The organism is Pseudomonas cremoris, from assembly GCF_014230465.1.
In genome coordinates this window covers 13,363-26,811 of sequence record NZ_JAAXCY010000006.1, presented here as the reverse complement: position 1 = coordinate 26,811, position 13,449 = coordinate 13,363, and the positions used below count along the sequence as shown (strand labels likewise).

Here is a 13,449-nt window from a genome sequence, read left to right as displayed (position 1 = left end):
CCAACCATTTCTTGGTGTGTCGGGGTGACCATCTATCGATAAAATTTTGCCTTGGCTATAGGACATTTCCGACACAAAGTCGCTGTTATCTCAGGCATTTCTGCCAGCATCTTCAAGACGTCCTGATTCTCTGAGCGAGCCGGGTTTGGCAGGTTCACGGCATGTTTGCCGGACAATATGTCGCATTTGAACTGACCGTTCGGACAGTTATTATGAAAAAAACCCATGCCGATTCGGCATAGGGTAGGCGTTTACGGCATTAGACGCCGTCCTCTTGCATCGGAATAGTTGCGCCTTTTTTCGCCTGCCAGTAAGCCATTTCGGCCACGCTGCGGTGACCTTCCATGGAGGCAGATGCACACACTTTTTCGCTCTCGAGCGTTGCAGCTGGCGCATTTGCCATACGTCCACTTGAAGTAAGGGTAATGACATGAAGAAGGCAAAGCTAAGCCTCGCCTGGCAGATCCTCATCGGTTTGGTGCTCGGGATCGCAATCGGTGCAGTGCTCAACCATTTCAGTGCTGAAAAGGCCTGGTGGATCAGCAATGTGTTGCAGCCAGCGGGCGATATCTTTATCCGCCTGATCAAGATGATCGTGATCCCGATTGTGATCTCCTCGCTGATCGTCGGCATTGCCGGTGTCGGTGACGCGAAGAAGCTCGGGCGTATCGGCGTCAAAACCATCCTTTACTTCGAAGTGGTCACCACCATCGCCATCGTGGTTGGTTTGTTGTTGGCCAACCTGTTCCACCCAGGCGCTGGCATCGACATGAGTACCCTGGGTACCGTCGATATTTCCAAGTACACCGCTACTGCGGCGGAAGTGCAGCATGAGCATGCGTTCATCCAGACCATCCTCAACCTGATCCCATCGAACATTTTTGCCGCTGTTGCCCGTGGAGAAATGCTGCCGATCATCTTCTTCTCGGTGCTGTTCGGCCTGGGCCTGTCGAGCCTCAAGCCTGAGCTGCGCGAGCCGCTGGTGAACATGTTCCAGGGCGTGTCCGAGAGCATGTTCAAAGTCACCCACATGATCATGAAGTACGCCCCGATCGGCGTCTTCGCTCTGATCGCGGTGACCGTGGCCAACTTCGGTTTCGCCTCCTTGCTGCCACTGGCCAAGCTGGTGATCCTGGTTTACGTCGCCATCCTGTTCTTCGCCTTTGTGGTCCTGGGTCTGATCGCGCGCCTGTTCGGCTTCTCGGTGATCAAGCTGATGCGCATCTTCAAGGATGAGCTGGTATTGGCTTACTCCACCGCCAGCTCCGAGACCGTGCTGCCGCGCGTGATCGAGAAGATGGAAGCCTACGGCGCGCCGAAGGCGATCTGCAGCTTCGTGGTGCCGACTGGCTACTCGTTCAACCTCGACGGCTCGACCCTGTACCAGAGCATCGCCGCGATCTTCATCGCGCAGCTGTATGGCATCGACCTGTCGATTGGCCAGCAACTGATGTTGGTGCTGACCCTGATGGTCACCTCCAAAGGCATCGCCGGTGTGCCGGGTGTGTCCTTCGTGGTGCTGTTGGCCACCCTGGGCAGCGTGGGCATTCCGCTGGAAGGCCTGGCGTTCATCGCCGGCGTCGACCGTGTCATGGACATGGCGCGTACTGCCCTGAACGTGATTGGCAACGCCCTGGCCGTGTTGGTTATCGCACGTTGGGAAGGCATGTACGACGACGCCAAGGGCGAGCGCTACTGGAACTCCCTGCCACACTGGCGCACCAAGACTGCACTGCCAGCCGGCGAGACCAGCCGCGGCTAAGGCTTGCGTGATTTGAACAAACCCCGGGAAATCCGGGGTTTGTCGTTTCTGTCAGCCCCGCTATCATTCGCCCCATCTTTCGGGGGATTTAACTGATGCTCAATGGCCTCTGGCTTGGCTTCTTTGTCGTGGCAATGGTGTCAGCACTGGCGCAATGGCTGGTGGGCGGTAATGCCGGGATTTTTGCGGCGATGGTGGAAAGCATTTTCGCCATGGCCAAACTCTCGGTGGAAGTGATGGTGCTGCTGTTCGGCACTCTGACCTTATGGCTGGGCTTTTTGCGCATCGCCGAAAAAGCCGGGATCGTCGACTGGCTCGCCAAGGCCCTCGGGCCGTTGTTCCGCCGCTTGATGCCGGAAGTGCCTGCCGGTCACCCGGCCATCGGCTTGATCACCCTCAACTTCGCGGCCAACGGCTTGGGCCTGGATAACGCAGCCACGCCGATTGGCTTGAAGGCGATGAAGGCGTTGCAGGAACTCAACCCCATCCCGAACACGGCGAGTAACGCGCAGATCCTGTTCCTGGTGCTCAACGCGTCCTCGCTGACGCTGCTGCCGGTGACTATCTTCATGTACCGCGCCCAGCAAGGCGCCGCGGACCCGACGCTGGTGTTCCTGCCGATCCTGCTGGCCACCAGTGCCTCGACCCTGGTGGGCCTGCTGTCGGTGGCGATCATGCAGCGCCTGCGGCTGTGGGACCCGGTGGTGCTGGCCTATCTGATTCCTGGCGCGTTGGTGCTGGGGGGCTTCATGGCGCTGTTGGCGACCTTGTCGGCCACGGCCTTGGCTGGTTTGTCCTCGATCCTCGGCAACCTGACGTTGTTTGGCTTGATCATGCTCTTCCTGGTGATCGGCGCGCTGCGCAAGGTCAAGGTGTACGAGGCTTTTGTCGAAGGCGCCAAAGAGGGCTTCGACGTTGCCAAGAACCTGCTGCCGTACCTGGTGGCAATGCTGTGTGCCGTCGGCGTGCTGCGGGCTTCGGGCGCGCTGGATTTCGGTCTGGAAGGCATTCGCCATGTGGTGGCCTGGACCGGCATGGACACGCGTTTTGTTGATGCCTTGCCCACCGCGATGGTCAAGCCGTTCTCCGGTAGCGCCGCACGGGCGATGTTGATCGAGACTATGCAGACTCAGGGTGTGGACAGCTTCCCGGCGCTGGTGGCTGCGACGATCCAGGGCAGTACCGAGACCACCTTCTATGTGTTGGCGGTGTACTTTGGGTCGGTGGGGATTCAACGGGCCAGGCATGCCGTGGGGTGTGCGTTGTTGGCGGAGTTGGCTGGCGTGGTGGCGGCTATTGCGGTGTGCTACTGGTTCTTTGGCTGAGGCTTAGACCGTATTCGCGAGCAAGCCCGCTCCCACATTCGACCGCGTTTATCCTGACGAAACACGGTCGAATGTGGGAGCGGGCTTGCTCGCGAAGAGGCCCTCAGCGTTTCACAGCACCATTACCCTGCTGCACCACCCAATCCACCACCTGTTTATTCAACTGATCCCCCGCCGCTCCAAACCCAGCCACCACCGCTGGCACCTTGGTGTCACTCACCGGTTGACGCACTTCAAACCGCCGGCTGGCAATAATCCGCTGATCACTCCCGCGCACCAGTCGCGCGTCCAAGCGAATCACCACCTCCACGGCACTGCCGTGATATTCACTCTGGAACGCCTGCAACTGCCCGCCCAACTCATAGTCGGCCTGCAGGTTGCTCTCGTCGGTGCTCAGCAACGTCACCCGCCCATCACGCTGGAAGCCATCCATAAAGCGGTTGCGCAACAGCACCGGTGACGGGTCGCTCCAGCGTGAATTCGCGTAGCTGCTGATCAGGTCGCCATTGGGCACTACGGCAATGCGCGGGCTGTCGAGGAATTCGCTGCTCTGTGGCTTGTTCACGCGCAGCGACCAGGCTACGGGTGTGCCTTGGCCTGTGGTCTGGGCCGACGCCAGGCGGTACACATCCGACGGGTCAGGCTTGGGCAGGATCGAGCAGGCACTGATCAATACCAGTGCCACAGGGGCGATCATTTGGTAAGCACGCTTCATGGCGTGAACTCCTTGTTCTTGTCGCTGCCCAGCAGGTAACCGCTGGGGTTGGCTTCCAGGCGGCGGGAGATGGCGCGCAGCGAACCGAGGGTTTCACGCAGTTCGCGCACGGCCGGCGCCAGTTCGTTGAGGCCCTGCATGCCGCTGTTCACCGAGTCCTTGTTATTGGTCAGCAAGGTGTTGATGGTGGCGGTGCTTTGTTCAAGGGACTTCATGGCCTGCTCGGCGCTGCCGAAGGCCTGCTTGCCTTGGTCGTTGAGCAGGCCGTTGGCGTTGCGCATCAACACGGTGGTCTGTTCCAGGGCCGCACTGGCCTGTTTGCTTACTTGCATCAGTTGCTGCATCACCACCTTGATATCGCCCCGCTGCTCGGCGATGGCGCCGGTGGTTTGTTGCAGGTTGTCAAGGGTGTTGCTCAAACGGTCGACGTTCTCGTGGGAGAACATGCGGTTGGCGTTATGCAGCAGCAGGTTGATGCTGGTCATCAGGTCGTTGCTGTTGTTGAGCAGGCGTGCGATGGGCGATGGCGAGGCGATGATTTCCGGCAGGTTGCCGTCCTTGCCCTTGAGCTCCGGGCTTTGTGGCGTGCCGCCGCTGAGCTGAATGATCGAGGTACCGGTGATGCCGGTCAGGGCGAGCTTGGCTTGGGTGTCTTCCTTGATCGGTGTCTGCCCCGACAAGCGGATGCGTGCCAGTACACGGCGAGGGTCCTTGGGGTCCAGGCGCAGGCTGGTGACGTCGCCCACCTTGATCCCGCTGTACTGCACCGAACTGCCTTGGGACAGGCCGCTGACCGCTTCGTTGAACACCACTTCGTAGTCCTGGAAGGCACTGTCGACGCTGGATTTGGCCAGCCACAGGCCAAACAGCATTGCGCCGACCACCACGATTACGCTGAACAGACCGATCATCACATGATGGGCTCGGGTTTCCATGTCATACCTCGTTGAGCGGTTGAGCGGCATCCAATGCCGCGCGGCCACGGGGGCCGTGGAAATATTCGTGAATCCAGGCGTCGTCGGTTTCCGAGACGACATCGATGGCATCTGCCACCAGCACTTTCTTCTGCGCCAGCACCGCCACGCGGTCGGTGATGGTGTACAGCGTGTCCAGGTCGTGGGTGACCAGGAACACGCTCAAGCCCAACGCATCGCGCAGGGTCAGGATCAGTTGGTCGAACTGCGCTGCGCCAATCGGATCGAGGCCGGCGGTGGGTTCGTCAAGAAACAGGATGTCCGGGTCCAAGGCCAGGGCGCGAGCCAGGGCGGCGCGCTTGATCATGCCGCCGGACAGCGAGGCCGGGTATTTGTCGGCGGCCGACAACGGCAGCCCCGCCAGGGCCAGCTTGACCGCTGCCAAGTGCTCGGCATCGCGACGGCTGAGGCCGGCGTGTTCGATCAACGGAAGCGCGACGTTTTCGGTGACGGTCAGCGAGGAAAACAACGCGCCCTTCTGGAACAGCACGCCGAAGCGCCGTTCAACCAGTGAGCGCTCGTGCTCCGACAGGCTCGGCAGGTTCTTGCCGAACACCCGAACCTCGCCTTCGCTGGGCCTGCGCAACCCGACGATGCTGCGCAGCAGCACCGACTTGCCGCTGCCGGAGCCGCCGACCACTGCCAGGATCTCGCCTTTGTACAGATCCAGGTCGAGATTCTCGTGCACGCTCTGGCTGCCAAAGCGATTGCACAGGCCGCGCACTTCAATCACCGCCTCAGTGGGCGCTCGGTGTAGACGGCTCACCAGCCCATCTCCATGAAGAACATCGCGGCGACGGCATCCAGCACGATCACCACAAAGATCGATTGCACCACGCTGGAGGTGGTGTGGGCGCCGACCGATTCGGCACTGCCGCTGACCTTGAAGCCTTCCAGGCAACCAATGGCGGCGATCAGGAAGGCGAAGATCGGTGCTTTCACCATGCCCACCAGAAAGTGCTGCACCCCGATGTCTGATTGCAGCAACGATAAAAACATCGCCGGTGAAATATCCAGCGCCACGGCGCACACCACCCCACCGCCGACAATCCCCGAAAGCATCGCCAAAAACGTCAGCATCGGCAGCGACACCAGCAGCGCCAGCACGCGGGGTAATACCAGCAGTTCCATTGGGTCCAGGCCCAGGGTGCGGATGGCGTCGATTTCTTCGTTGGCTTTCATCGAGCCGATTTGCGCGGTGAACGCACTGGCGGTGCGGCCTGCGATCAGGATGGCGGTAAGTAACACACCGAATTCCCGCAGGAACGAGAACGCCACCAGGTCGACGGTAAAAATCGTCGCGCCAAAGCTCTTGAGCACCGTGGCGCCGAGAAACGCCACCACGGCACCCACCAGAAACGTCAGCAACGCCACGATGGGCGCTGCGTCGAGGCCGGTTTGTTCGATATGCGCGACCATCGGCGTGATGCGCCAGCGTTTGGGTCGGAAAATGCCGCGAGCGAAGGTTTCGAGGATCAGGCCGATAAAGCCCAGCAGTTGCTTGCTGTCTTGCCAGACTTTATCCACAGCCCGGCCGATGCGCGCCAGCACCTGGATGCCGGTGGCCTCTTCGGGGGCTTTTTCGGGTACGCAGAAATCATTGAGGGAGCGGTAGACCGTCTTGAGCAGCGCACGGTCGGCGGCGGACAAGCTGCAATCGGTCTGCTCGGCGGACTGCTCTATGCGGGTCGGCCCCAGCAGTTCCACCAGCAGTGAGGCGCCGGCGGTGTCCAGCGCGCCGAGGCCATTGAGGTCGATGCGGGCGCCGGCGTCGTATTGGCCGTCGAGTTTGTCCGACAGCTTTTTCAGTCTTGCGTAGTGGGCAAGCGTCCAGTCCCCCGTAATCCTGAGTAACGGAGGAACAGTGGACGTATCGAGGTGGGCTGCGCCGGCCGTTGAACTACTGGTCATAAGCTCCGAGCTTGTTTGGCTATCCACAATTCCTACGTAATAGCACGATACAGCCTACTTTGGGTTGTCCGATTGTGCTGTGTCAGTCACTTTGAATCGCAGCACGCCAATCACTTGTCCGTCTTCGGTCAAAACCTGCACTTGCCAGCGGCCTGCAGCGTCAGGCGGGAAATTCTGCTTGTGGGTCCAGGCACGGTAGCCTTCCTTGCGTCCGCCGTGGATATCCAGGGCGATGCGGTCGACCTCTTTGCCGTTGAATTTCCACACGTGGTAGATCCGTTCATCCAGGCCCCGCGGCGCGTTGATCGCGGTGTAGGCGTACAGTCCGGCATTGCGCAGTTGGGCGGCGCTGACTTCCTTGAGGTCATCCCCCGGCGTGCGGTCTTGCAGCGTGGTGCTGATGGCGACTTCGGTCATCCATAAGGTAGCCGGTGGTACCCAACTGCGCAGGAACCAGCCGGCACAGCCAATCGCAGCGGTAACCCCCAGCAGCATCGCCCAGCCTTTGACGCTGCGCAGTGGCAGGCTTACGGCCAGGCTCGGAATCGACAATGCCATGGCCACGCCAAGGGCGAGTTTGTAACTTTCGGCGGTGGTCAGGTGCAGGATGATCGGCAGCGCAGTCAGCAGCGCGGCGAACAGGGTGAGGGTGTGCAGCGCGAGGAACAGCGAGCGCTTGGGCGCCAGCCACTTGTAGTACAGCGGGTCGGTGATCGACACCAGCGCCGCCGCACCGAGCAGGCCAGTGAAAATCGATTGGCCGCTGTTCCAGGCCGTGGTGACGAAAAAGAACGGCAGCACAAAAAACAGACTTTCCTGGTGGATCATCTGCGTCGCATAACGCAACAGCGGTTCGGGGATTTCCCGTTTGAAGACCTTGGTGAACAACTGGGTGAAGCTGTTTTCGAGCATCAGCCACAACCAGCTCACCAGCATGATCACCGCAATCCAGCTGGCCATGCCCTGCTGACGGTCCACCAGGATGAAACTGCACACACCCGAGATGAAGCCGCCGAGCGCAATCACCCCTGGGTAGCGCTTCATCAGTTCGAGGACGCGGGTGATTATGCGGGTCAGGTTTTGCATTCGGCGGTTCGCAGTCTTTGTAGGAAAAAATCCCCGACAGAATAACGTCTTAGCCTTCGGTCCGGTGTTCGATTACGCGATCCGTTTGCGATAAACCCGCACGCCGATCAATACAATCGCGATCAGCCCGAGCACCCCGGCGCCGATCCAACTGAGGGCGTCGTAGCTCAGCAGTGGTTTCTCGATACGCCAGTAACCGGGTTGCTTGAACACTTGGCGCAGGGCCTGGTTGGTCTGGCCCAGGCTCACCGCCTTGATGCGTTTGACCGGGTCGCTGAAGTGGCCATTGTTGTAGTCGCCGGAAGCGCCCCAGTAGTAATCCGCCAGGGCGCTGTTGCCCTGCACGGCCCAGGCTTGGCGGGCGATGGCGGCTTGCTGCAAGCGGGCGAACACGGCGGGGTCGAGACCGGTCTTGAGCAGTTGGGCTCGCAGGTCCTGTAGCACTTGCTCGGCTTCAGGCAGGTTTTCGCGCTCAAGGTCGGCGTTCAAGCTGAGGAAACCGACGCCGCCGAGTACTTCGCGTTCGCTCCAGGGCCCGTAGGACAACGCGTGCTTGAGGCGCAGTTGACGGTACAGCGCCCAATCGAGGTAGTCCTTGAGCAGGTCGTAGGTTTCGTCGTGCTGATCGTCCAGCACCGGTTCGGGAAATAGCCAGTGCAGTTTGGCGCTGTTGCCTACCCAGCCGTGGATCAGTTCGCGGTGGCTGGCGGCGGCGTGCTGGATTTCCGGTAGCGGCAGGTGCTCGGTGGGGTCGACGGGATCGAGCTGGCCGTAGGTACGCTCCAGGTAGGCTGGCAGCAGTTTGTCGAGGTCGCCGACGATGATCAGCGTCATGTTGTTGGGGGCGTACCAGTTTTTGCGCAGTGTCTCCAGCTGGTCGCGGCTCAGATGATCGACTTCGGCGCGTTCAGCGCATTTGAGGCCCAGTTCGACGGCCAGTTGGTTGCTGGCGGTGTGGCCCAGGTCCTGGCGATCCAGCAGGCGTTGCAGGTGCGAATAATGGCCGCCGTCTTCGCGCTGCACCACCTGTTTGGCGGCGCTGATATTGGCGTCGGTCAGCTCGGTGCGGGTGATGATCGCCAGCAGCAAGTCGAGCACCTTGCGCTGGTTTTGCGCCGGGGCCTCGATCACGAAGGTGGTGTCGGCATTGCTGGTGTAGGCGTTCCACTCGCCGCCGAGGGCTTGCATGCGGTCTTCGAGGTCGCCTTCGCCGCCGCCGTCGATACCGCTGAACAGCAAGTGTTCAAGCAGGTGCGGCAGCTCCTTTTCCTCACATGGGAAGTCGTCGAGGCCTACGCCGACTACCAGGCGGATCGCCACATGCCCGCGTTCGGTGCCCGGTTTGAGCAGCAATTGCAGACCGTTGGGCAAGGTGTAGCCCTCGACTTGCAGGCGGTCAAAGGCAAAGGCATGGGCAGAGCCCATGAGCAGGCAGGCGAATAACAGGCGACGCATAACAAGCTTCCTGGCGAGTGAGGTCAGTTTTAACTGACTTCACGGGCCATCATCCGTTCAGGGCGAATGTGTGATGTCGGCAATATCTTCGGCGGAGAGTGCGCCGGTGTCGGACGTTTCCAACACTACATAAGCACTGCTGCAAAACAACGAGTTGAGGCGTTTCATGTCGGCAATCAGTTCCAGGTGTAGGGAGCTGGTCTCCAGGCTCTGGACGATTTTGCGCTGCAGGCGGCTGACGTGGGCGTGGGCCAGACGCCGTTCCTGGGCGCGGAAACGGCGTTTCTCGCGCAGTAATTGGCGCGCGCTTTCCGGGTCGGCACTGAGGAATACCGACAGCCCCAGCCGCAGGTTGGCGATCAATTGGCTGTGCAGGCCGCTGAGTTCTTCCAGGCCGACCTCGGAGAATTGCCGGCGTTGGGAGGTTTTCTGCTGCTGGACTTTGCGCAGCATGCGTTCGATCAGGTCACCGGCCAGTTTGAGGTTGATCGACAACTCGATGATCTCGGCCCAGCGGCGGCTGTCCTGTTCACTGAGGTCTTCGCGGGGCATTTGCGCCAGGTAGAGCTTGATCGCACTGTAGAGCGCTTCGACGTCGTCGCTGAGACTGCGCATTTCCTGGGTGATGGCCGTTTGTTTGCCGCGCAGGACTTCCTGCATCGAGGTCAGCATGTTGTCGATCAGGTCGCCCAGGCGCAGGGTTTCCCGGGCGGCGTTGGCCAGGGCCAGGCTTGGTGTGTCGAGTGCTGTGGGGTCCAGGTGGCGCGGCTTGGCCTTGCCGTTGGCTTCCTGTTGTTCTGGCAGCAGCCAGGCACACAGGCGTGACATCGGGCCGATGCTCGGCAGCAAGATCAGGCAGCGGCTGACGTTGTAGAGCAGGTGGAAGGTAATGACCATGCCTTGGGCGCTGTAGTCCAAACCGTCCATCCAGCGTACGAGGGGGTCGAGTACCGGGATGATCAGCAGCAGGCCGATCAGTTTGTACAGCAGGCTGCCGAGGGCAACCTGGCGACCGGCGGCGTTTTGCATATTGGTGCTAAGAAACGCCAGCACGCCGCTGCCGATGTTGGCGCCGATCACCAGGCCGATGGCCACGTGTAAACCGATTACACCGGCGCCGGCCAGCGTGGCGGTCAGCAGCACGGCGGCCAGGCTGGAGTAGGAAATCATCGCGAACAGCGCACCGACCAAGGCATCCAGCAAGATATCGCCGGTCAGCGAAGCGAAGATAACTTTGACCCCCTGGGCGTGGGTAATCGGGCCCGCGGCTTCGACAATCAATTGCAGGGCCAGAATGATCAAGCCCAGGCCGATCCCGACCCGGCCCATCTGCCCTGCCCGCGTCTGTTTGCGCGACAGGAAAAAAATCACGCCGAGAAAGATCAGCAGCGGTGACAGCCATGACAGGTCAAACGTCAGCACCCGCGCCATCAGCGCCGTGCCGACATCGGCACCGAGCATGGTTGCCAGGGCGGGCGTCAGCCCCATCAGGCCTTGGCCGACGAATGAAGTGACCAGCATGGCCGTGGCGTTGCTGCTCTGCACCATGGCCGTCACCAGGATACCGGCGACAAAGGCCAGCCAGCGCTTGGACATGTTCTGCCCGATGACTTGGCGCAAGTTGGAACCGTAGACCCGCAGGATGCCGGTTCGGACGATGTGCGTGCCCCAGATAAGCAGGGTCACGGCGGAAAGCAGATTGAGCAAGGTCAGCATGCTCGGCCCCCCGTGTGGGTTAGCTCAAAGAAGAGCAAATAAGAATTGCCGCGTGCCGCTCTACGTCTTGTAGTTAAGCTGTAGTTGGCGAATAGGCTCTGCGCCAGCATCGCATAGCTAAAGTGGGGATTGAAACAAAACTGTCATGAAATCAGCTTTTTGCGGATGCAAAAAAGGGGCTTGTCTAAGCCCCTTTTTGGTCTGGCTCGGGTTTATTGACCCGGAATGTCCTTGCGCAGTTTCACAGGATCCTGCTGTTTCTTCTTTTTCGCGATGGCGGTGCGCATCTTGATGTTCACCGCTTCTACCGCCAGGGAGAACGCCATGGCGAAGTAGACGTAGCCTTTAGGCACATGCACGTCGAAGGCTTCGGCGATCAGCACGGTACCCACAACCAGCAGGAACGACAGCGCGAGCATTTTCAGCGACGGGTGCTTGTCGATGAATTCGCTGATGGTGCCGGCTGCCAGCATCATCACCAATACGGCTACGACAATTGCCGCGACCATGACCGGTACATGGGAGACCATGCCGACGGCGGTGATCACCGAGTCCAGGGAGAACACGATGTCGATGATGGCGATTTGGATGATGGTGTAGATGAACTTGCCACCGGCGCCCTTCGGCTCATCGTGGGTTTCGTCTTCACCTTCCAGGGCGTGGTACATCTCTTGGGAGCTTTTCCACAGCAGGAACAGGCCACCAAAGAACAGGATCAGGTCGCGACCGGAGATGCCTTGGCCGAAGACCACGAACAGGTCGGCGGTCAGTTGCATCACCCAGGTGATCGACAGCAACAACAGGATGCGCGTGACCATGGCCAGCGCCAGGCCGAAGATCCGGGTGCGCGCCTGCATATGCTTGGGCATGCGGCTGACCAGGATCGAAATCATGATGATGTTATCGATGCCCAGGACGATCTCGAGGGCCGTCAGGGTGAAGAAGGCAATCCAGATTTCTGGATTGGTCAGCCATTCCATGTGTATTCCTTTGAGCAAGTGTTAAACCGCGCAAGCTGCAGCGCCGCGCGGTGAGTCGGTAGGATTATAGAGTGCTGAACAGCGGAAAAATCCCCATCAGCAACGCGGCGAACATTATGCACAGGCACACCAGTACTGCCCACTTGAGGGTGAAGCGCTGGTGATCGCCGAATTCGATGCCAGCCAGGGCTACCAACAGGTAGGTGGACGGTACCAGCGGGCTGAGCAAGTGCACGGGCTGGCCAACGATAGAGGCGCGGGCCATTTCCACAGCAGTGATGCCGTAGTGGCTGGCGGCCTCGGCCAGCACCGGCAGTACGCCGTAGTAGAACGCATCGTTGGACATGAAGAAGGTGAACGGCATGCTCACCAGCGCGGTAATCACCGCCAGGTACGGGCCCAGTGCGTCGGGAATGACCGCCAGCAGGCTCTTGGACATGGCATCGACCATGCCGGTACCCGACAGAATGCCGGTGAAGATACCCGCCGCGAAGATCAGGCCGGTGACCGCCAGTACGCTGCCGGAGTGGGCGGCGATACGGTCTTTCTGCATCTGCAGGCACGGGTAGTTGACGATCATCGCGATACTGAACGCCACCATGAACAGCACCGGCAGCGGCAACAGGCCGGCGATCAGCGTGCACATCAGGGCGAAGGTCAGCGCGCCGTTGAACCAGATCAGCTTTGGACGGCGGGCGTCCGGGAATTGCGACACGCTGATTTCGCTGTGGTCGATCTCATCGCCGTGCAGGTGCAGTTCACCCAGACGTGAGCGCTCACGCAGGCCGTACATGTAGGCAATCACCAGGATCGCCACGACGCCGACGGCCATCGCCGGGATCATTGGTACAAAAATGTCCGACGGGTCCACATGCAATGCACTGGCGGCCCGTGCCGTCGGGCCACCCCAAGGGGTCATGTTCATCACACCACCGGCGAGAATGATCAGGCCTGCCATGATCCGCGGGCTCATGCCAATGCGCTGGTACAGCGGCAGCATCGCGGCCACGCAGATCATGTAGGTGGTGGCGCCGTCACCGTCGAGGGACACGACCAGGGCCAGCACGGCAGTACCGACCGAAACCTTCAGCGGGTCGCCCTTGACCATCTTGAGGATCTTGCGCACGGCCGGGTCGAACAGGCCGGAGTCGATCATCAGGGCAAAGTAGAGAATGGCGAACATCAGCATCACGCCGGTCGGCGCCAGCTTGGTGATGCCCGCAAGCATCATCGGGCCGATCTCCGGCGCGAAACCGCCGAACAGCGCGAACAGGATTGGCACGATGATCAAGGCGATCAGCGCGGACAGGCGCTTGGTCATGATCAGGAACATGAACGTGATGACCATGGCAAAGCCAAGGAAAGTCAGCATAGGAATACTCCAGGCGTAGCGCGGCTAGGGAATGGCGAACCGGGTGGGGCTCAGCGCAGAACGAAAGGCACGAGGCGTACGGGTGGAGTTGGGGCGAACAGGCGGGTACGAGCGGACATCGGGAATCACCATTGTTGTTGTGTACAGCCGGTC

At 60.5% G+C, this 13,449-nt stretch carries 11 protein-coding genes; 2 read left to right on the top strand and 9 right to left on the bottom strand.

Translation table 11 applies throughout. The features are described 5' to 3' along the window. Positions 1–430: 430 nt before the first annotated feature. The gene (gltP, locus tag HF257_RS16100) at positions 431–1,762 is read left to right on the top strand and encodes a glutamate/aspartate:proton symporter GltP (protein WP_185709692.1); all 1,332 of its coding nucleotides are present in this window, start codon (positions 431–433) and stop codon (positions 1,760–1,762) included. Positions 1,763–1,857: 95 nt separating this feature from the next. Beyond that, positions 1,858–3,087, top strand: coding sequence for a nucleoside recognition domain-containing protein (locus tag HF257_RS16095; protein WP_016978801.1), 1,230 nt, complete (start codon positions 1,858–1,860; stop codon positions 3,085–3,087). A gap of 103 nt (positions 3,088–3,190) precedes the next feature. On the opposite strand, the gene HF257_RS16090 is transcribed toward HF257_RS16095, so the two are convergent. The 9 genes from HF257_RS16090 to HF257_RS16050 form a co-directional block, all read right to left on the bottom strand. After that, positions 3,191–3,802 carry an ABC-type transport auxiliary lipoprotein family protein gene (locus HF257_RS16090; RefSeq protein ID WP_185709693.1) on the bottom strand — a complete coding sequence of 204 codons (612 nt, stop codon included), beginning with the start codon at positions 3,800–3,802 and terminating at the stop codon, positions 3,191–3,193. Continuing rightward, positions 3,799–4,737, bottom strand: a complete 939-nt coding sequence (locus HF257_RS16085) for an MlaD family protein (protein WP_185709694.1) — start codon at positions 4,735–4,737, stop codon at positions 3,799–3,801. Before HF257_RS16085 ends, HF257_RS16090 begins: the two co-directional genes overlap by 4 nt. Before the next feature lies 1 nt (position 4,738). Further along, entirely contained in the window at positions 4,739–5,542 is an 804-nt protein-coding gene (locus HF257_RS16080) for an ABC transporter ATP-binding protein (RefSeq protein ID WP_124527098.1), read from the bottom strand. After that, on the bottom strand, positions 5,539–6,687 hold the full coding sequence (locus HF257_RS16075) for an ABC transporter permease (protein WP_185709695.1): 1,149 nt from the start codon (positions 6,685–6,687) through the stop codon (positions 5,539–5,541). Before HF257_RS16075 ends, HF257_RS16080 begins: the two co-directional genes overlap by 4 nt. Positions 6,688–6,741: 54 nt before the next feature. Then, a complete protein-coding gene (locus HF257_RS16070) occupies positions 6,742–7,773 on the bottom strand; it encodes a DUF5924 family protein (RefSeq protein ID WP_185709696.1) in 1,032 nt (343 codons plus the stop codon). Positions 7,774–7,845: 72 nt separating this feature from the next. After that, positions 7,846–9,228, bottom strand: a complete 1,383-nt coding sequence (locus HF257_RS16065; protein WP_185709697.1) for a M16 family metallopeptidase — start codon at positions 9,226–9,228, stop codon at positions 7,846–7,848. Positions 9,229–9,285: 57 nt separating this feature from the next. Beyond that, positions 9,286–10,944, bottom strand: coding sequence for a Na/Pi cotransporter family protein (locus HF257_RS16060; protein ID WP_185709698.1), 1,659 nt, complete (start codon positions 10,942–10,944; stop codon positions 9,286–9,288). Between the two features lie 212 nt (positions 10,945–11,156). After that, on the bottom strand, positions 11,157–11,924 hold the full coding sequence (locus tag HF257_RS16055; RefSeq protein ID WP_105699069.1) for a TerC family protein: 768 nt from the start codon (positions 11,922–11,924) through the stop codon (positions 11,157–11,159). Positions 11,925–11,988: 64 nt separating this feature from the next. Beyond that, a complete protein-coding gene (locus HF257_RS16050; protein ID WP_185709699.1) occupies positions 11,989–13,296 on the bottom strand; it encodes a CitMHS family transporter in 1,308 nt (435 codons plus the stop codon). Positions 13,297–13,449 lie beyond the last annotated feature (153 nt).

Bases quoted from the DNA above. Each gene is read 5' to 3' on its own strand.
- HF257_RS16070 (WP_185709696.1), bottom strand. From the start codon at position 7,773: ATGCAAAACCTGACCCGCATAATCACCCGCGTCCTCGAACTGATGAAG.
- gltP (WP_185709692.1), top strand. From the start codon at position 431: ATGAAGAAGGCAAAGCTAAGCCTCGCCTGGCAGATCCTCATCGGTTTG.
- HF257_RS16065 (WP_185709697.1), bottom strand. From the start codon at position 9,228: ATGCGTCGCCTGTTATTCGCCTGCCTGCTCATGGGCTCTGCCCATGCC.
- HF257_RS16095 (WP_016978801.1), top strand. From the start codon at position 1,858: ATGCTCAATGGCCTCTGGCTTGGCTTCTTTGTCGTGGCAATGGTGTCA.
- HF257_RS16060 (WP_185709698.1), bottom strand. From the start codon at position 10,944: ATGCTGACCTTGCTCAATCTGCTTTCCGCCGTGACCCTGCTTATCTGG.
- HF257_RS16055 (WP_105699069.1), bottom strand. From the start codon at position 11,924: ATGGAATGGCTGACCAATCCAGAAATCTGGATTGCCTTCTTCACCCTG.
- HF257_RS16075 (WP_185709695.1), bottom strand. From the start codon at position 6,687: ATGACCAGTAGTTCAACGGCCGGCGCAGCCCACCTCGATACGTCCACT.
- HF257_RS16085 (WP_185709694.1), bottom strand. From the start codon at position 4,737: ATGGAAACCCGAGCCCATCATGTGATGATCGGTCTGTTCAGCGTAATC.
- HF257_RS16090 (WP_185709693.1), bottom strand. From the start codon at position 3,802: ATGAAGCGTGCTTACCAAATGATCGCCCCTGTGGCACTGGTATTGATC.
- HF257_RS16050 (WP_185709699.1), bottom strand. From the start codon at position 13,296: ATGCTGACTTTCCTTGGCTTTGCCATGGTCATCACGTTCATGTTCCTG.